Annotated in this window: 23 protein-coding genes; all 23 read left to right on the forward strand. The window is 67.0% G+C overall.

What is annotated here, in order from left to right; genetic code table 11:
- The first annotated feature begins 1089 nt into the window (after positions 1 to 1089).
- A complete protein-coding gene (gene mycP, locus IE217_RS32115) occupies positions 1090 to 2304 on the forward strand; it encodes a type VII secretion-associated serine protease mycosin (protein WP_190181485.1) in 1215 nt (404 codons plus the stop codon).
- Positions 2305 to 2477: 173 nt separating this feature from the next.
- On the forward strand, positions 2478 to 2855 hold the full coding sequence (locus IE217_RS32120; protein WP_190181486.1) for a hypothetical protein: 378 nt from the start codon (positions 2478 to 2480) through the stop codon (positions 2853 to 2855).
- Between the two features lie 55 nt (positions 2856 to 2910).
- Positions 2911 to 5166 (forward strand): hypothetical protein, encoded by a 2256-nt coding sequence (locus tag IE217_RS32125; RefSeq protein WP_190181487.1) that lies wholly within the window; start codon positions 2911 to 2913, stop codon positions 5164 to 5166.
- Between the two features lie 20 nt (positions 5167 to 5186).
- Positions 5187 to 5690: a hypothetical protein gene (locus IE217_RS32130; protein WP_190181488.1), complete on the forward strand. Its 504-nt coding sequence runs from the start codon at positions 5187 to 5189 to the stop codon at positions 5688 to 5690.
- A 213-nt stretch (positions 5691 to 5903) separates the two neighbouring features.
- On the forward strand, positions 5904 to 6581 hold the full coding sequence (locus IE217_RS32135) for a serine/arginine repetitive matrix protein 2 (RefSeq protein WP_190181489.1): 678 nt from the start codon (positions 5904 to 5906) through the stop codon (positions 6579 to 6581).
- Positions 6582 to 6877: 296 nt separating this feature from the next.
- Positions 6878 to 8227, forward strand: coding sequence for an NADP-specific glutamate dehydrogenase (gene gdhA / locus IE217_RS32140; protein ID WP_229865790.1), 1350 nt, complete (start codon positions 6878 to 6880; stop codon positions 8225 to 8227).
- A gap of 577 nt (positions 8228 to 8804) precedes the next feature.
- A complete protein-coding gene (gene rpsJ / locus IE217_RS32145; protein ID WP_003948644.1) occupies positions 8805 to 9113 on the forward strand; it encodes a 30S ribosomal protein S10 in 309 nt (102 codons plus the stop codon).
- Positions 9114 to 9131: 18 nt separating this feature from the next.
- Positions 9132 to 9776, forward strand: coding sequence for a 50S ribosomal protein L3 (gene rplC, locus IE217_RS32150; protein ID WP_009190129.1), 645 nt, complete (start codon positions 9132 to 9134; stop codon positions 9774 to 9776).
- Positions 9777 to 9784: 8 nt separating this feature from the next.
- Positions 9785 to 10441: a 50S ribosomal protein L4 gene (rplD, locus tag IE217_RS32155; protein ID WP_190181491.1), complete on the forward strand. Its 657-nt coding sequence runs from the start codon at positions 9785 to 9787 to the stop codon at positions 10439 to 10441.
- Positions 10441 to 10860: a 50S ribosomal protein L23 gene (gene rplW, locus IE217_RS32160; protein ID WP_019980875.1), complete on the forward strand. Its 420-nt coding sequence runs from the start codon at positions 10441 to 10443 to the stop codon at positions 10858 to 10860. The genes rplD and rplW overlap by 1 nt, the downstream gene beginning before the upstream one ends.
- Positions 10861 to 10900: 40 nt before the next feature.
- Positions 10901 to 11737 (forward strand): 50S ribosomal protein L2, encoded by an 837-nt coding sequence (gene rplB, locus IE217_RS32165; protein WP_190181492.1) that lies wholly within the window; start codon positions 10901 to 10903, stop codon positions 11735 to 11737.
- A 12-nt stretch (positions 11738 to 11749) separates the two neighbouring features.
- Positions 11750 to 12031: a 30S ribosomal protein S19 gene (gene rpsS, locus IE217_RS32170; RefSeq protein WP_108954814.1), complete on the forward strand. Its 282-nt coding sequence runs from the start codon at positions 11750 to 11752 to the stop codon at positions 12029 to 12031.
- Between the two features lie 41 nt (positions 12032 to 12072).
- Positions 12073 to 12420, forward strand: coding sequence for a 50S ribosomal protein L22 (gene rplV / locus IE217_RS32175; protein WP_189703399.1), 348 nt, complete (start codon positions 12073 to 12075; stop codon positions 12418 to 12420).
- Positions 12420 to 13250, forward strand: a complete 831-nt coding sequence (gene rpsC / locus IE217_RS32180; protein ID WP_009190135.1) for a 30S ribosomal protein S3 — start codon at positions 12420 to 12422, stop codon at positions 13248 to 13250. The genes rplV and rpsC overlap by 1 nt, the downstream gene beginning before the upstream one ends.
- Positions 13251 to 13255: 5 nt before the next feature.
- The gene (rplP, locus tag IE217_RS32185) at positions 13256 to 13675 is read left to right on the forward strand and encodes a 50S ribosomal protein L16 (RefSeq protein WP_030745246.1); all 420 of its coding nucleotides are present in this window, start codon (positions 13256 to 13258) and stop codon (positions 13673 to 13675) included.
- Positions 13675 to 13899 carry a 50S ribosomal protein L29 gene (rpmC, locus tag IE217_RS32190; protein WP_190181493.1) on the forward strand — a complete coding sequence of 75 codons (225 nt, stop codon included), beginning with the start codon at positions 13675 to 13677 and terminating at the stop codon, positions 13897 to 13899. Before rplP ends, rpmC begins: the two co-directional genes overlap by 1 nt.
- A complete protein-coding gene (gene rpsQ / locus IE217_RS32195; RefSeq protein ID WP_039656223.1) occupies positions 13899 to 14183 on the forward strand; it encodes a 30S ribosomal protein S17 in 285 nt (94 codons plus the stop codon). The genes rpmC and rpsQ overlap by 1 nt, the downstream gene beginning before the upstream one ends.
- Positions 14184 to 14284: 101 nt before the next feature.
- Complete coding sequence (gene rplN, locus IE217_RS32200; protein ID WP_003998823.1) at positions 14285 to 14653, forward strand: 50S ribosomal protein L14; 369 nt, start codon at positions 14285 to 14287, stop codon at positions 14651 to 14653.
- A 2-nt stretch (positions 14654 to 14655) separates the two neighbouring features.
- Complete coding sequence (gene rplX, locus IE217_RS32205) at positions 14656 to 14979, forward strand: 50S ribosomal protein L24 (RefSeq protein ID WP_190181494.1); 324 nt, start codon at positions 14656 to 14658, stop codon at positions 14977 to 14979.
- A complete protein-coding gene (gene rplE, locus IE217_RS32210) occupies positions 14979 to 15536 on the forward strand; it encodes a 50S ribosomal protein L5 (RefSeq protein ID WP_190181495.1) in 558 nt (185 codons plus the stop codon). The genes rplX and rplE overlap by 1 nt, the downstream gene beginning before the upstream one ends.
- A gap of 5 nt (positions 15537 to 15541) precedes the next feature.
- Positions 15542 to 15727, forward strand: a complete 186-nt coding sequence (locus tag IE217_RS32215) for a type Z 30S ribosomal protein S14 (RefSeq protein WP_003948630.1) — start codon at positions 15542 to 15544, stop codon at positions 15725 to 15727.
- Between the two features lie 213 nt (positions 15728 to 15940).
- On the forward strand, positions 15941 to 16339 hold the full coding sequence (gene rpsH, locus IE217_RS32220; RefSeq protein WP_189703402.1) for a 30S ribosomal protein S8: 399 nt from the start codon (positions 15941 to 15943) through the stop codon (positions 16337 to 16339).
- A gap of 24 nt (positions 16340 to 16363) precedes the next feature.
- Complete coding sequence (gene rplF / locus IE217_RS32225; protein WP_190181496.1) at positions 16364 to 16903, forward strand: 50S ribosomal protein L6; 540 nt, start codon at positions 16364 to 16366, stop codon at positions 16901 to 16903.
- The last annotated feature ends 1 nt before the right edge of the window (position 16904 follow it).

Below are 16904 nucleotides of genomic sequence, written 5' to 3' on the forward strand. Positions count from 1 at the left end.
GTCCTACGACCTGTCCGCCACCCAGATGAACACCCTCCAACGCCCCAAATTCCCACCACCGCCGGCCGCGATCGTGCGTGACGTGCCGGAGGCGAGTACTGATCTGGCCCGGCCGCAAGGGACAACGTCCGGCGGCGGAGCATCTACTGGCATCAACCCGTCCCGCGCCAAAACCGGTGCTGGGACGCATGGGCATCCGGTGGCTGAGGTCCATTCCCCGGCAGTGTCGCCGACGAGTACGGCACCCACGACGCACACAACACCGTCCAGCCACCCGCACCCGGAAGTCTCCGGAACGACAACGCACGTGGGTATCGACTCAGTGACCACATTGCCGGAGGCTCACCTGCCAACCGTTGCCCCCACTGGCAACACCCCCGGACCCACGAGCCCGGATCCGGGAGCGCTTCCGCAGACCCGTGGCGCGATTCCGCCTCTTCCCGTTAACCCAGGACGTGCGCCCTCGGCTTCTGCCGAGGTGGGCGGGCCAACCGCCGGCGGTCGTGGACCCGTGCAGTCCGGAAGGGGGCCGATCAGTTCCCTCCCCGGCCATGGAGCCATGGGAGCCGGCCCTGACCCGGGCCGTGGCATTCCGCGCTCCGGTGCGGTGCCTTCCCGCGGGGCTCCGACTCCCGGGATCACCGGTGGACGCCCGGTCGGCACTCCCGTCGGCAATGGCAACACAGGCAGGTCCATGGGGCGACCGCCTGGAGGAGTGGTCGGCGGCAACGCCGCGGCAACTAGTGGAGGGGGCGGCCGTACCGCGGGCGGCTCATATGGCCAGTCGGCTGTTCGCGCAGGTGGACCGACCACCACCGGTCGTTCAACGCCTACGACTCGCGAGGGCATTGTTGGCGGCGCACCGCAGCGGACAGGCCGTACCCCGGCGAGCCCCGGCACACCGGTACCCTCCGCACCGACGCGGGGAGGCGTGTCCGGCGGTGTGCCCAGCGGTCCCGACGCCCGGAACCGAACTCAGCATGCTTCCGAGCGCTCAACTGCCGCAGCGCGAAAGCGACGGGACCAACAACGGAACGACCGTCGCGACGAAACACCAACCGTCGACTGAAGATCGCGAGACAGGGACAGATGCACGTGCCCATCGGCAAGATATGGCGCCAAGGAGTACGAGCCGCGGCTTCAGCGACCACAGGTCTTCTGCTGGTGGGTGGTGCGGCCGTGCAGGCTCACGCCGACTCCACGCGTTCCCAGCAGTGGTACCTGGACGCCATGCATGCCGAGGAGATGTGGCGGACGAGTACCGGCAAGGGCATCACGGTCGCTGTGATCGACACGGGGGTCGATCCGACAAACCCCGACTTGCAGGGCCGGGTCTTGGACGGCAAGGACTTCGCTCCCTCGAGCCGCCCCGGTGACGAACACACGGACTATGCCGGGCATGGCACCGGGATGGCCGGGCTCATCGCGGGCACAGGGGCGTATGGCGGCGGCAACGGGGCGTTCGGCCTTTCTCCCGGAGTCAAGATCCTCCCGGTTCGAATGCCTGAACCCGGTGACGTCAATCCCTTTGCGACTTCGGCATTCTTCAGCAAGGCCATTCGTTACGCTGCTGATTCCAAAGCTCGAGTCATCAATATCTCGATGGGTGGTGCCACGGACACTGCGGAACTGACCGACGCAGTCAGGTACGCCATCCGCAAGGGATCGCTGATTTTTGCCGCAGTGGGGAATGACGCCGGAAAGGCAGCCAAGATCGACTATCCGGCGGCGACGCCAGGCGTAGTCGGAGTGGCCGCCGTGGACAAGGGTCTGAAGCGGGCTTCCTTTTCTCAGTACGGCCCCCAAGTCGACGTCGCCGCCCCCGGAGAAGACATGGTCCACGCCTGCGGCGGCAAGACCGGTCTCTGCAAGACCAGCGGTACCAGTGACGCCACCGCCATCGCCTCCGCCAGCGCAGCGCTGATCTGGTCCAAGCACCTGAACTGGACCAACAACCAGGTCCTCCGGGTCATGCTGAACACCATCGGCGCCCCGACCAACGGCGCCAAGCGCAACGACTCCATCGGATACGGGATCGTACGGCCGCGCGTCGCGCTGCAGGACCCCGGTGACCCGGGCCCTGCGGACGTGTACCCGCTCCCGGACCTGGCGGTCGCCGCCTCGCCTGCCCCTTCCGGGACGGTCTCCGCATCGCCGAATGCCCATGCTGCCGCCGCCGCGGCTCCCAAGAACGACGACAGCGACGGCATGCTGTGGATCGGGCTGGGTGCCGGAGCGGCCGTGGTCATCGGTGGCGTTGTGGCCGCGTTCGCCGTCGGTAGGCGGCGGCGGTCCGTGGTCTGAGGCGATCGTTGAGGAAGGCGCAGCCGTGTCTTGGCAGTGGGGCTGGCCATGCTCACCCCTCCTGGGCAGCCGCAGGCTGACGGCGGGCTGGTCCAAGTGCCCAACAGCCGTGCGCCGGAAGCCTTTTGCTACCGTGACGCGGGCACGCCAGAGCGTAGTACGGGGGTTGGCACGTGGCAGAAAGTACGCAGGGCGGTGGTCGACCCGACCTCGCATCCTCTCCCGCCGAAAAGAAAGCCGCAGCGCGCACCCTCCACGACACCATCGAACCGCACACCAAGACGGCGGGGAAGTGGGCGGATGACGAGACGGGCGCCGTGGTGAAGGCGTTCGACGCCAAGGACGGGCACGGCTGGCTCACCTCCACTGCCGTGAGCAAGGCGCACAAGATCTGGAGCGAGCAGGTACAGAACCTTGCGAACCGGCTGGCGGGAGATGAAGCGGCCCTGCGGTACGACGACTCTCTGTTGACCGGTACGGATGTCGAAGTGGCCGGTAAGGCCCGCAAGGTGTCCGTCTTCGACAAGTACTCACCGCCGCAGGCCCGCTGACGATCGACCGCGGCTTCTCGCACACCACCGGATTCACCGCATGCAACGGGGACCCATGCCGACCTACCACGAGATCCTGACGACCAACCTGTCCACGCTCACCACGGCCGCCGAGCGCTGGGACGGCATGGCCAAGGAGCTCCACAAGCAGGAGACGGCGTACCGGCGGGACGTGCACGGCATCACCTTGCGCCCGACGTGGGCGGGGGAGAGCCAGCAGGCCGCCAACGCGCGCTTCGGCGTCCGGCTCACGGAGTTCCAGAGCGCTCAGACCGAGGCCAGGGCGATCGCCTCGCTCCTTCGTGACGCGCACACCCAGTTCGTGGACCTGCGCAAGAAGCTGGAATCGGCCCGGGACGACGCCATCGCCAAGGGCATGAAGGTTTCGGACCAGGGCGTCGTCTCGTACGACACCGGGAAGCTCAGCCCCGGGGAGCGGCAGGAACTGGCACACGACCCCGACTCCCAGGAGAGCGTCCGCAAGTCCGTCGCATCCTGGCAGGCCCGCATCGACCAGTGCGTGAAGGACGTGAACGATGCCGACAAAGGCGTCGAGGTCGCCTTCACCGCCGTGGTGAAGGGCCCCGACATGGGCGACGGGGTCCCTGGCTTCAACGGCAAGGCGCAGGGCGACATCGAGAAGTACGAGGCCCAGGAGGCGGACGACATCGCCCGGCGGGTCGCGAAGGGCGACAAGGTCTCCGCGGCCGACCTGGCCGAACTGCAGCGCGCCTTGCGGGACAACAAGCAGGACAAGGCTTTCAGCCGGACTTTCCTGGACGGCCTGGGGCCGGACGGCACGATCAGGTTGACCAACAGGCTCGACGACCTGGCGTACTTGGACGACACGAAGCACAAGAGCACCTACCTCGAGATCAACGGCGGCCTTGCCGACAGCCTGGCAACCGCCACGAAGGTGCCCGACTTCAAGGATGCCGACGGCAGGCATCTGCGCTTCGGTACCGAGGCGTACAACGAGGCGTTCCAGGCGTGGACGAAGACGGATGACGCACGCTTCTACAACAAGTGGCACGAGGGCCTGCGTTCACACGGTGGCGACGAATACTCCCTCGATGCTGCGGGGAAGAAGAAGCTGGTCGGCATGGGAGCCGGTCAGAAGGTCCGTGGGTACCAGAGTCTGGTCACGCTGATGCAGCAGGGGCACGGCTACTCACCTCAGTTCGTGGCGGACGTCACCGACGACGTGATCTCCCTGGAGAAGAAGCACGCGAACGTCTGGGACCTGTACGGAAAGTTCAGTGAGAAGGACGGCACCGGCTGGTTCGCGAACGATCCGGTCGACGGTGCGCTCGAGGTCATGTCGCGCACTCCGGAAGGAGCGGCCGGCTATCTCGACCCCGGCACGGCCGCCGGGAAGGAGCGCATCGACTACCTCCTGGGCAATGGCCACGACAGCCGGGACTGGAACGTCGTGAACACCACCCACGATCAGGCCAAGGTCGAGGCTCCGGGACCGGATGTGCAAGACACCGACGACCGCAAGGGGCTGGGCGACGCCCTGACCGCAGCAGCCACCGGCATCGACCCGCACGGGTCCCGCCCACTGGGCCCGACACCGCACACGGACGCCAACAACCGCGTGTTCGTTCACGCGCTCGACGTCCTTTCCAAGCAGGGCGACGACATGCCGGCCTCGCTCCGCGACGACATGGCGAAGATCATGACCAATCACGGGCACGAGACGTATGTCGCGATGAGCGATCCGAGCGGCAGACGGCATCCCGACGTCGGTCCCACCCTGGAAGGCGCGCAGGTCATGGAGATGGCCAAGCAGATCTCTCGCAGCGAGGGTTCTTACGGCCTGCTGCATCAAGGCATGAACTACGCCATCATGGAGGACATCCACAACAGCGATCGAAGGCCGGAAGACACTCTTAGTTCAGCCGGCTATGCGGTGGGTTTCATGGAAGACGCTCGATACGCCGCACTCAAAGGCGACCAGCACGACTACACCTGGGACAAAGCGTGGAGTTACCACGTTTCCGGGGCGCTGCTCAATTTCATCCCGGTCTATGGGGATGTCGCGCAACGCGGCGCCGACGTTGTCACCAGCGCGTGGATCATGGATGAGCAGCAGCGTCAGGCTGAGAAACTGGCCAGCGACAGTCAGGCGACGTATGAACTGCGAAAGAATCAACTCAATGGAATCGCCGACCAATGGTACTCCGCCAATTCGGACTGGGCTTCGAGTCATACCGGGTACTCGCGTGATGACGGGGTGTACAAGCAGATTGCCGGTTTCGCCGACGACGGCGGCACCCGGTTCCGCGGGTTGGCTGGGAGTCACTGATGAGTAAGCTTCGTGGGGCCGTGGTGGCCATCATCTGTGCGTCTGTGATGGGAACGGCTACAGCCTGCAGTAAGAAGTCGCTGGCCATTCCCGATAATTTCTGTCACGTGCCTGTACAGACTCTGTCGCCGCTTGTTCCAGATGGCGACTCCCTCAAACAGGATTACAGGGCCTTGGAGGCAACCCCCGGCGCAGCATGCAATCTGTGGGTGGACGGTCACAACATCCTGTACGCCGACGTGACGCTCTCGACTCGCGCACCGGAACCGACGAACTGGAACAAGGTCGGCACCCAGTACAAGCATGTCGCGCAGCGCAAAGTAGCCTTCCCTGGGCATGCCGCGATCGGCAGTGACCACGCCATTGTGGAGGCCACTTGCAGCAAAAACACTGGCTACCTGACCGTTTCGCTGTACTTCTTCGGCGACCGTGTCGATGACACCCCGACCGGATATAAAAAACTTCTGCGTTTCGTCGATGACTTCGTCCCCAAGCAAACCAAGAAGTTCGGCTGCACCACCTAGCCGCGTGCTCGGCGATCTCGATGCCGTGGCGAGAAGGTGCGGGCGGGGCAGGGGGATGGGGACGGCTGGGACCGGGCGGTTCCGTCCCGTCTGACCGAGCATTCGTCAACGAGGCGCGTGACTACGCGTCCAGCAGCCGTGGCAACGCCCTTCGGCAGCTCAAGTGACGGCGTGACAGGCCTCGTTGGCGCCCTTGCCGTACGATGCGCCACCGTGGCGATACAGAACCCGTACCCGTGGAGACCGCCGTACGGCGGGCCGCCGGCGCCCCCGCCCAGGATTCCGGCGAAGGAGCTGCGGCCCCGGCGTGTCTGGTACGTGGTGGCCGCGTTGCTGGGGATCGTCCTGAGCGGTGCCGGGATCGCCTTTCTCGTGACGGGAGTTACGGATGCGATCCACTCGATCGACACGACCCGGAGCTTCCCCAGTGGTGAGTCACGGACGTTCCGGTTCGCCGAGGGGGAGACCAAGGCGATCTACGTCTCGCAGTCCGGGCGGGGGCATGTCGAGTGCCGTATCCCGGAAATGCCGTCCGGGGCGATGACCCAGCCGCGCAGCACGTTCCGCATCACCGTCGGGTCCCGCGTCTGGGAGCGGGTCTTCGAGGTGAAGTCCGGCCGCAGCGGCGACTACTCGCTCACCTGCACCTCACAGCTGCCGGCCGAGTTCGCGCTCGGAGACCGGCCACGGGTGGGGGCCACGGTCGGCAGCATCGTCGCGGGGATCGGCTGCCTCTTCGCCGCGCTCGCCTCGTCGGTGACCATCGTCGTCGTCACCGCGGTCCGCCGCGGCCGCCACCGCCGCCGCCTCGCCGCCGCATGGGCCCCCGCACCGCAGTGGGGCCCGCCGCCCGGCCCCGGCCCGGGTCCTCCGTTCGGCCCGGTGCACTAGGCACACCCACCTCACGCCTCCGGCCCGCGGTCCCGCCCTCTCGCCTCCTGCGCCGGGCGGATCGGTCTCAGATGCCGGACGACGGCGGAGCCGTACTGGCCTCGGGGTTTACACAGGAGTAACACTTGGGAGTCGGCCGCTTCCGGATGGCCATTCGGCCCCGGGCGGCTCCCGTCCCGCGCGCGGCAACGGCGCCGAGCGCCGATCAGTACGCCACCGGATGCGTGCGGTGGCGCGCAGCCGTGCCAGGAAGGGGCCCCGTGACCAACCGACCCGATGCCAGGATCTCGCCCACGCTGCTGTCCTCGTCGTCCGACCTGGACCTCCTGCGGACCGAGATCGAGCACCGCAATCCCGCCCAGCCGGAGTTCCACCAGGCGGTGCGGGAGGTGCTGGAGACGCTCACGCCCGTGTTCGCGGCCCGGCCGGAGTACGCCGAGCCGGGGCTGCTCGAGCGGCTCTGCGAGCCGGAGCGGCAGATCATCTTCCGGGTGCCCTGGCAGGACGACCACGGGCAGGTGCACGTCAACCGGGGGTTCCGGGTCGAGTTCAACAGCGCGCTCGGGCCGTACAAGGGCGGGCTGCGCTTCCACCCGTCCGTGAACCTCGGGATCATCAAGTTCCTCGGCTTCGAGCAGGTCTTCAAGAACGCGCTCACCGGACTCGGCATCGGCGGCGGCAAGGGCGGCAGCGACTTCGATCCGCACGGCCGCTCCGACGCCGAGGTCATGCGGTTCTGCCAGTCCTTCATGACGGAACTGCAGCGGCACATCGGCGAGAACACCGACGTGCCGGCCGGTGACATCGGTGTCGGCGGCCGCGAGATCGGCTACCTCTTCGGGCAGTACCGGCGGATCACCAACCGCTGGGAGGCCGGCGTGCTCACCGGCAAGGGGCCCGGCTGGGGCGGCTCCGCCATCCGGCCGGAGGCGACCGGGTACGGCAACGTGCTGTTCGCCGAGGCGATGCTGCGCGTGCGGGGCGAGGAGATGGAGGGCCAGACGGCCGTCGTCTCCGGCTCCGGGAACGTCGCCATCTACACGATCGAGAAGCTGGTGGCCCTCGGCGCGCACCCGCTGACCTGCTCGGACTCCAGCGGGTACGTCGTCGACGAGAAGGGCGTCGACGTGCACCTGCTCAAGCAGGTCAAGGAGGTCGAGCGCGGGCGGATCAGCACGTACGCCGAGCGGCGGGGCGGCTCCGCGCGGTTCGTGCCGGGCGGGCGGGTCTGGGAGGTGCCGGGTGACATCGCCCTGCCCTCGGCCACGCAGAACGAGCTGGGGGAGAAGGACGCGGCGCTGCTGGTACGGGGTGGTGTGAAGGCCGTCTCCGAGGGGGCCAACATGCCGACCACCCCGGAAGCGGTACGCCTCTTCCGGGAGGCCGGGGTCGCCTTCGGACCCGGCAAGGCGGCGAACGCGGGCGGGGTCGCGGTCAGCGCGCTGGAGATGGCGCAGAACGCCTCCCGTACGGCGTGGTCGTCGGCCCGCGTCGAGGAGGAACTGGCGCGGATCATGACCGACATCCACGCCACCTGCCACGAGACCGCCGACCGCTACGGCGCCCCCGGCGACTACGTGACCGGCGCCAACATCGCCGGCTTCGAGCGCGTGGCCGACGCGATGCTCGCCCAGGGCGTCATCTGATCCCGCCCTCCCGCCATCCCGCTATCCCGCCACAGCGCCATCCCGTGATCCGGTCAGCCCGCGGGTCCGTTCCGTACCTCCGCGGGCGTCCGTTCCGTGCCCTCGCGTGCATCCGTCCCCGCCCGCACGCGTCGGCACGCCCCACCCACCCCCGAGTCGCCCCGCGTTTGACCCGTGCCCCCGGCCGGGTAAGGTCTTCCGCCCGATTGGCCAGGCCCCCGTCGCATATGGCAGACTGTCCGAGTTGCTCGGTCGAGTGTTGATGCTGCGCGCCTCCCGCCGGGAGGACCGGAAGCGAGTCCCACAGTACTCGTCGCCTTAACTGCCTCACGGCAGCGCTGGGGCGGACGTACGGGAATCTTCCGGGAAGCGTGGGCGCGGCACCGGCCAGGCATCCGGTGGGCCCAAGGCCCCGGTCCGCGGTTCCGGCAACGGCCGTGTCATTTCCCAGCAGGGATGTTCGAACAAGGGACATCCATGTCAGCGGGAGCGCGACACGCCCGACCGCGTGGGTCGGATAGAGGTCAAGGGAACACCGGGTTCCAGAGCGTATGAGAGACAGGACTGCTGAGTAGCCATGGCGGGACAGAAGATCCGCATCCGGCTCAAGGCCTACGACCACGAGGTCATCGACTCCTCGGCGAAGAAGATCGTCGAGACGGTGACCCGCACTGGTGCGTCGGTCGCGGGCCCGGTGCCGCTGCCCACTGAGAAGAACGTGTACTGCGTCATCAAGTCGCCGCACAAGTACAAGGACTCGCGCGAGCACTTCGAGATGCGCACGCACAAGCGCCTGATCGACATCCTCGACCCCACCCCCAAGACCGTTGACTCTCTGATGCGACTCGACCTCCCGGCCGGTGTCGACATCGAGATCAAGCTCTGAGGCGCGGTGATCTGAGAGATGGCTAAGCAGATCAAGGGCATCCTGGGCGAGAAGCTCGGCATGACGCAGGTGTGGGACGAGAACAACCGTGTCGTCCCGGTCACCGTCGTCAAGGCCGGCCCCAACGTCGTGACCCAGGTTCGTACCAACGACGTCGACGGCTACGAGTCGGTCCAGATCGCCTTCGGCGAGATCGACCCGCGCAAGGTGAACAAGCCCCTCAAGGGCCACTTCGCGAAGGCCGACGTCACCCCCCGTCGTCACCTCGTCGAGATCCGCACCGCGGACGCCGCCGAGTACACCCTCGGCCAGGAGATCACCGCTGAGGTGTTCGAGGCCGGCGTGAAGGTCGACGTCACCGGCAAGAGCAAGGGCAAGGGCTTCGCCGGTGTCATGAAGCGCCACAACTTCGGTGGCCTCGGCGCCGGGCACGGTACCCAGCGCAAGCACCGCTCTCCCGGTTCCATCGGCGGCTGCGCCACCCCGGGCCGTGTGTTCAAGGGCCTGCGCATGGCGGGTCGCATGGGCAACGAGCGGGTCACCACCCAGAACCTGACCGTCCACGCCGTTGACGCGGAGAAGGGTCTGCTGCTCATCAAGGGCGCGGTTCCCGGTCCGAACGGCGGCCTCGTCCTGGTCCGCACCGCGGCCAAGGGGGCCTGAGGTAACCGATGAGCACTGTTGACATCCTTTCGCCGGCGGGCGAGAAGGCCGGTACCGTCGAGCTCCCCGCGGAGATCTTCGGCGTTGAGAAGGTCAGCGTTCCGCTGATCCACCAGGTCGTCGTCGCACAGCTGGCCGCTGCCCGCCAGGGCACGCACAAGACCAAGACCCGTGGCGAGGTCCGCGGCGGCGGCAAGAAGCCGTACCGCCAGAAGGGCACCGGTCGCGCCCGTCAGGGTTCGACCCGCGCGCCGCAGTTCGCCGGCGGTGGCGTCGTGCACGGCCCCGTGCCGCGCGACTACTCGCAGCGGACCCCGAAGAAGATGAAGGCCGCGGCCCTGCGCCACGCCCTCACCGACCGGGCCCGCCACAACCGCATCCACGTCGTCTCCGGCGTGGTCGAGGGCGAGATCTCCACGAAGGCCGCCAAGAGCCTGTTCGGCAAGATCAGCGAGCGCAAGAACCTGCTCCTGGTCGCCGACCGCTCCGACGAGGCCGCGTGGCTGTCCGCCCGCAACCTGCCCCAGGTCCACATCCTGGAGCCGGGCCAGCTGAACACGTACGACGTTCTCGTCTCGGACGACGTGGTCTTCACCAAGGCCGCTTTCGAGTCCTTCGTCGCCGGCCCGAACAAGGCCAACGACAACGAAGGGAGCGAGGCCTGATGGCTACGCGTCACCCCTCCATCGCCTCGAAGGCCGCCAAGGCCGCCAAGGCCGCGCGCGTCGCCAAGGCGCGCCGTCACGCCGCCGAGGGCAAGAACACCGTCGAGACCCCGCTGAGCAAGTCGTACACGGACCCCCGTGACGTCCTGCTCAAGCCGGTCGTGTCGGAGAAGAGCTACGCGCTCCTCGACGAGAACAAGTACACGTTCATCGTCGACCCGAACGCCAACAAGACCCAGATCAAGCAGGCCGTCCAGGCGGTCTTCGAGGTCAAGGTCACCGGGGTCAACACGATCAACCGCCAGGGCAAGCGCAAGCGGACCCGCACCGGTTTCGGCCAGCGTGCCGCGACCAAGCGCGCGATCGTGACCCTCGCCGAGGGCGACCGTATCGACATCTTCGGCGGTCCGACCGCCTGACGGCGGTCCGGATCGTCCGATATCGGACGAGGACTGAGAAATGGGTATCCGCAAGTACAAGCCGACGACTCCTGGCCGTCGTGGCGCCAGCGTCGCCGACTTCGTCGAGGTCACGCGGTCCACGCCGGAGAAGTCGCTGGTCCGTCCCCTGCACAGCAAGGGCGGCCGTAACAATTCCGGTCGTGTGACCGTTCGCCACCAGGGTGGCGGACACAAGCGCGCCTACCGCGTGATCGACTTCCGTCGTCACGACAAGGACGGCGTGCCGGCGAAGGTCGCGCACATCGAGTACGACCCCAACCGCACCGCGCGCATCGCGCTGCTGCACTACGCGGACGGCGAGAAGCGCTACATCCTCGCGCCGCGTGGCCTGTCGCAGGGCGACCGCGTCGAGAACGGTCCCGGGGCCGACATCAAGCCGGGCAACAACCTGGCCCTCCGCAACATCCCGGTCGGTACCACGATCCACGCGATCGAGCTCCGTCCCGGTGGCGGCGCCAAGTTCGCCCGCTCCGCCGGTGCCTCCGTGCAGCTGCTCGCGAAGGAGGGCTCGATGGCCCACCTCCGCATGCCGTCCGGTGAGATCCGCCTGGTCGACCAGCGCTGCCGCGCCACGGTCGGCGAGGTCGGCAACGCCGAGCAGAGCAACATCAACTGGGGCAAGGCCGGCCGCAAGCGCTGGCTGGGCGTCCGCCCGACCGTTCGCGGTGTGGCGATGAACCCGGTTGACCACCCCCACGGTGGTGGTGAGGGCAAGACCTCGGGTGGCCGCCACCCGGTCAGCCCCTGGGGTCAGAAGGAAGGTCGTACTCGTTCTCCCAAGAAGGCGAGCAACAAGTACATCGTCCGCCGCCGCAAGACGAACAAGAAGCGCTAAGGACGGGTTGAGATGCCGCGTAGCTTGAAGAAGGGGCCTTTCGTCGACGACCACCTGATGAAGAAGGTGGACGTCCAGAACGAAGCCGGCACCAAGAACGTCATCAAGACCTGGTCCCGCCGCTCGATGATCGTCCCGGCCATGCTGGGCCACACGATCGCGGTGCACAACGGCAAGACCCACATCCCGGTGTTTGTCACCGAGTCGATGGTCGGCCACAAGCTCGGCGAGTTCTCGCCGACCCGCACCTTCCGGGGTCACGTCAAGGACGACCGGAAGTCGAAGCGCCGCTAGTCGCGGGGTGATTGACCATGACAAACACTGAAGGGACAACCATGGAAGCCAGGGCCCAGGCGCGGTACATCCGCGTCACGCCCATGAAGGCCCGCCGTGTGGTGGACCTCATCCGCGGCATGGGCGCCGCGGAGGCTCAGGCGGTCCTGCGTTTCGCCCCGCAGGCCGCGAGCGTGCCGGTCGGCAAGGTGCTGGACAGCGCCATCGCCAACGCCGCGCACAACTACGACCACACCGACGTCGACAGCCTCTACGTCTCCGAGGCCTACGTCGACGAGGGCCCGACCCTGAAGCGGTTCCGGCCGCGTGCCCAGGGCCGTGCCTACCGGATCCGCAAGCGGACCAGCCACATCACCGTGGTCGTCAGCAGCAAGGAAGGAACCCGGTAATGGGCCAGAAGGTAAACCCGCACGGGTTCCGGCTCGGTGTCACGACCGACTTCAAGTCGCGTTGGTACGCCGACAAGCTGTACAAGGACTACGTCAAGGAAGACGTCGCCATCCGCAGGATGATGACGTCCGGCATGGAGCGCGCCGGCATCTCCAAGGTCGAGATCGAGCGCACCCGTGACCGCGTGCGTGTGGACATCCACACCGCTCGTCCGGGCATCGTCATCGGCCGCCGTGGCGCCGAGGCCGACCGCATCCGCGGTGACCTCGAGAAGCTCACGGGCAAGCAGGTCCAGCTGAACATCCTCGAGGTCAAGAACCCCGAGACGGACGCTCAGCTCGTGGCCCAGGCCGTCGCCGAGCAGCTCTCCTCCCGCGTCTCCTTCCGCCGCGCCATGCGCAAGAGCATGCAGTCGGCGATGAAGGCGGGCGCCAAGGGCATCAAGATCCAGTGCGGTGGCCGCCTCGGCGGCGCCGAGATGTCCCGCTCGGAGTTCTACCGCGAGGGCCGCGTGCCCCTGCACACGCTCCGCGCGAACGTGGACTACGGCTTCTTCGAGGCCAAGACGACCTTCGGCCGCATCGGTGTGAAGGTCTGGATCTACAAGGGCGACGTGAAGAACATCGCCGAGGTCCGCGCCGAGAACGCCGCCGCCCGTGCGGGCAACCGCCCGGCTCGCGGTGGTGCAGACCGCCCGGCCCGTGGTGGCCGTGGTGGCGAGCGGCGCGGTCGCAAGCCGCAGCAGCAGTCGGCTCCCGCCGCCGAGGCCCCCAAGGCCGAGGCGCCGGCCGCTGCCGCTCCGGCTGAGAGCACCGGAACGGAGGCCTGACCGACATGCTGATCCCCCGTAGGGTCAAGCACCGCAAGCAGCACCACCCGAAGCGCAGCGGTATGTCCAAGGGTGGCACGCAGGTTGCGTTCGGCGAGTACGGCATCCAGGCGCTGACCCCGGCCTACGTGACCAACCGCCAGATCGAGGCGGCCCGTATCGCGATGACCCGTCACATCAAGCGTGGCGGCAAGGTCTGGATCAACATCTACCCGGACCGTCCCCTCACCAAGAAGCCGGCCGAGACCCGCATGGGTTCCGGTAAGGGTTCTCCGGAGTGGTGGATCGCGAACGTCAAGCCCGGACGCGTGATGTTCGAGCTGTCGTACCCCAACGAGAAGATCGCCCGTGAGGCGCTGACCCGTGCGGCCCACAAGCTGCCGATGAAGTGCCGGATCGTCAAGCGCGAGGCAGGTGAAGCGTGATGTCGGCCGGTACCAAGGCGTCCGAGCTGCGCGAGCTGGGCAACGAGGAGCTTCTGGGCAAGCTCCGCGAGGCCAAGGAAGAGCTGTTCAACCTCCGCTTCCAGGCGGCGACCGGTCAGCTCGAGAACCACGGCCGTCTCAAGGCGGTCCGCAAGGACATCGCCCGGATCTACACCCTCATGCGTGAGCGTGAGCTCGGCATCGAGTCGGTGGAGAACGCCTGATGAGCGAGAGCAACGTGACTGAGAACAAGGAAGCCCGCGGTTTCCGCAAGACCCGTGAGGGTCTGGTCGTCAGCGACAAGATGGACAAGACCGTCGTCGTCGCCGTCGAGGACCGCGTCAAGCACGCGCTGTACGGCAAGGTCATCCGCCGTACCAACAAGCTCAAGGCGCACGACGAGCAGAACGCCGCGGGTGTCGGCGACCGCGTCCTCCTGATGGAGACCCGGCCGCTGTCCGCGACCAAGCGCTGGCGCGTCGTCGAGATCCTCGAGAAGGCCAAGTAAATCTCCTGCGGGGCATTCCTCGCAGGACAGTTCCGCCAGGCTCGGCAGGGGTTCCGTGAAGGAACCCCTGCCGGGAACCGGCAGACAAACAGGAGATAGACGTGATCCAGCAGGAGTCGCGACTGCGTGTCGCCGACAACACTGGTGCGAAGGAGATCCTTTGCATCCGTGTGCTCGGTGGCTCCGGTCGCCGCTACGCGGGCATCGGTGACGTCATCGTCGCCACCGTCAAGGACGCGATCCCCGGTGGCAACGTGAAGAAGGGTGACGTCGTCAAGGCGGTCATCGTTCGCACCGTCAAGGAGCGCCGCCGTCCGGACGGCTCGTACATCCGCTTCGACGAGAACGCCGCCGTCATTCTGAAGAACGACGGCGACCCTCGTGGCACCCGTATCTTCGGCCCGGTGGGCCGTGAGCTGCGCGAGAAGAAGTTCATGAAGATCATCTCCCTCGCGCCGGAGGTGCTGTGAGCATGAAGATCAAGAAGGGCGACCTGGTCCAGGTCATCACCGGCAAGGACAAGGGCAAGCAGGGCAAGGTCATTGCCGCTTACCCGCGCGAGGAGCGTGTCCTGGTCGAGGGTGTCAACCGGGTCAAGAAGCACACCAAGGCCGGGCCGACCGCCGGAGGTTCGCAGGCCGGCGGCATCGTCACCACCGAGGCCCCGATCCACGTCTCCAACGTCCAGCTGGTCGTGGAGAAGGACGGGCAGAAGGTCGTGACCCGCGTCGGTTACCGCTTCGACGACGAAGGCAACAAGATCCGCGTTGCCAAGCGGACGGGTGAGGACATCTGATGGCTACCACCACTTCGCCGCGTCTGAAGCAGAAGTACCGCGACGAGATCGCCCCCAAGCTGCGTGACGAGTTCAAGTACGAGAACGTCATGCAGATCCCGGGCCTCGTCAAGATCGTGGTCAACATGGGTGTGGGCGACGCCGCCCGCGACTCCAAGCTGATCGAGGGCGCCATCCGCGACCTCACCACGATCACCGGTCAGAAGCCGGCCGTCACCAAGGCCCGCAAGTCCATCGCGCAGTTCAAGCTGCGTGAGGGCCAGCCGATCGGTGCCCACGTCACGCTCCGTGGCGACCGCATGTGGGAGTTCCTGGACCGCACCCTGTCGCTCGCGCTGCCGCGCATCCGCGACTTCCGCGGCCTGTCCCCCAAGCAGTTCGACGGCCGTGGCAACTACACCTTCGGTCTCACGGAGCAGGTCATGTTCCACGAGATCGACCAGGACAAGATCGACCGCGTCCGGGGTATGGACATCACCGTGGTCACCACGGCGACCAACGACGCTGAGGGCCGCGCGCTCCTTCGTCACCTCGGCTTCCCGTTCAAGGAGGCGTGAGCGAGATGGCGAAGAAGGCTCTGATTGCCAAGGCTGCTCGCAAGCCCAAGTTCGGTGTGCGTGGCTACACCCGCTGCCAGCGCTGCGGCCGCCCGCACTCCGTGTACCGCAAGTTCGGCCTGTGCCGCGTGTGCCTTCGTGAGATGGCTCACCGTGGCGAGCTGCCGGGCGTGACCAAGAGCTCCTGGTAACAACCCACTTGGGTTGCATCAGGACTCTCGGTAAGCAACTGGGGTAGGCAGGATGCCCACCCCACATGCCTTAGGCTTGTGGGGTTGGGCGCCTGCCGCGCCCTAAACGACTTACTACGCCGTAGGTCCACCGCGCCGCACCCGTCCCGTCTCGGATCGGGGAGAGGGATGGCGCACCAGGAAACCCCGGCGAGAGAGGCCGAAGGCCAATTCATGACCATGACTGATCCGATCGCAGACATGCTCACGCGTCTGCGGAACGCGAACTCGGCATACCACGACACCGTGTCGATGCCGCACTCGAAGATCAAGTCGCACATCGCGGAGATCCTCCAGCAGGAGGGCTTCATCACGGGCTGGAAGACCGAGGACGCCGAGGTCGGCAAGAACCTCGTCCTCGAGCTGAAGTACGGCCCGAACCGTGAGCGCTCCATCGCGGGCATCAAGCGGATCTCCAAGCCCGGTCTCCGGGTGTACGCGAAGTCCACCAACCTGCCGAAGGTGCTCGGCGGCCTCGGCGTGGCGATCATCTCCACGTCGCACGGGCTCCTCACCGACAAGCAGGCCGGCAAGAAGGGCGTGGGTGGGGAAGTCCTCGCCTACGTCTGGTAGCGGAAGGGAACGGAGGAAACAGCTATGTCGCGCATCGGCAAGCTCCCCATCGCGGTTCCCGCCGGCGTGGACGTCACCATCGACGGCCGTACGGTCTCGGTCAAGGGCCCCAAGGGCGAGCTGACCCACACCGTCGCCGCGCCGATCGAGATCGTCAAGGGTGAGGACGGCGTTCTGAACGTCACCCGCCCCAACGACGAGCGTCAGAACAAGGCTCTCCACGGCCTGTCCCGCACGCTGGTGGCGAACATGATCACCGGCGTGACCCAGGGTTACGTGAAGAAGCTCGAGATCAGCGGTGTCGGTTACCGCGTCACGGCCAAGGGCTCGAACCTCGAGTTCGCGCTCGGTTACAGCCACCCGATCACCGTTGAGGCCCCCGAGGGCATCTCCTTCAAGGTGGAGACCCCGACCCGTTTCTCGGTCGAGGGCATCGACAAGCAGAAGGTCGGCGAGGTCGCGGCCAACATCCGCAAGCTGCGCAAGCCCGACCCGTACAAGGCCAAGGGCGTCAAGTACGAGGGCGAAGTCATCCGCCGCAAGGTCGGAAAGGCGGGTAAGTAAG

Origin of the sequence: Streptomyces naganishii JCM 4654, from assembly GCF_014650575.1 — a bacterium.
Lineage (GTDB): Bacteria > Actinomycetota > Actinomycetes > Streptomycetales > Streptomycetaceae > Streptomyces > Streptomyces naganishii.

What these genes read in the sequence shown, in the direction of transcription:
- rpsJ (WP_003948644.1), top strand. Translation starts at nt 8,805, where the DNA reads ATGGCGGGACAGAAGATCCGCATCCGGCTCAAGGCCTACGACCACGAG.
- rplD (WP_190181491.1), top strand. Translation starts at nt 9,785, where the DNA reads ATGAGCACTGTTGACATCCTTTCGCCGGCGGGCGAGAAGGCCGGTACC.
- rplW (WP_019980875.1), top strand. Translation starts at nt 10,441, where the DNA reads ATGGCTACGCGTCACCCCTCCATCGCCTCGAAGGCCGCCAAGGCCGCC.
- rplP (WP_030745246.1), top strand. Translation starts at nt 13,256, where the DNA reads ATGCTGATCCCCCGTAGGGTCAAGCACCGCAAGCAGCACCACCCGAAG.
- IE217_RS32125 (WP_190181487.1), top strand. Translation starts at nt 2,911, where the DNA reads ATGCCGACCTACCACGAGATCCTGACGACCAACCTGTCCACGCTCACC.
- rplX (WP_190181494.1), top strand. Translation starts at nt 14,656, where the DNA reads ATGAAGATCAAGAAGGGCGACCTGGTCCAGGTCATCACCGGCAAGGAC.
- rpsQ (WP_039656223.1), top strand. Translation starts at nt 13,899, where the DNA reads ATGAGCGAGAGCAACGTGACTGAGAACAAGGAAGCCCGCGGTTTCCGC.
- rplE (WP_190181495.1), top strand. Translation starts at nt 14,979, where the DNA reads ATGGCTACCACCACTTCGCCGCGTCTGAAGCAGAAGTACCGCGACGAG.
- rplC (WP_009190129.1), top strand. Translation starts at nt 9,132, where the DNA reads ATGGCTAAGCAGATCAAGGGCATCCTGGGCGAGAAGCTCGGCATGACG.
- rpsS (WP_108954814.1), top strand. Translation starts at nt 11,750, where the DNA reads ATGCCGCGTAGCTTGAAGAAGGGGCCTTTCGTCGACGACCACCTGATG.
- rplB (WP_190181492.1), top strand. Translation starts at nt 10,901, where the DNA reads ATGGGTATCCGCAAGTACAAGCCGACGACTCCTGGCCGTCGTGGCGCC.
- rplF (WP_190181496.1), top strand. Translation starts at nt 16,364, where the DNA reads ATGTCGCGCATCGGCAAGCTCCCCATCGCGGTTCCCGCCGGCGTGGAC.
- rpsH (WP_189703402.1), top strand. Translation starts at nt 15,941, where the DNA reads ATGACCATGACTGATCCGATCGCAGACATGCTCACGCGTCTGCGGAAC.
- mycP (WP_190181485.1), top strand. Translation starts at nt 1,090, where the DNA reads ATGCACGTGCCCATCGGCAAGATATGGCGCCAAGGAGTACGAGCCGCG.
- IE217_RS32215 (WP_003948630.1), top strand. Translation starts at nt 15,542, where the DNA reads ATGGCGAAGAAGGCTCTGATTGCCAAGGCTGCTCGCAAGCCCAAGTTC.
- rpsC (WP_009190135.1), top strand. Translation starts at nt 12,420, where the DNA reads ATGGGCCAGAAGGTAAACCCGCACGGGTTCCGGCTCGGTGTCACGACC.
- rpmC (WP_190181493.1), top strand. Translation starts at nt 13,675, where the DNA reads ATGTCGGCCGGTACCAAGGCGTCCGAGCTGCGCGAGCTGGGCAACGAG.
- rplV (WP_189703399.1), top strand. Translation starts at nt 12,073, where the DNA reads ATGGAAGCCAGGGCCCAGGCGCGGTACATCCGCGTCACGCCCATGAAG.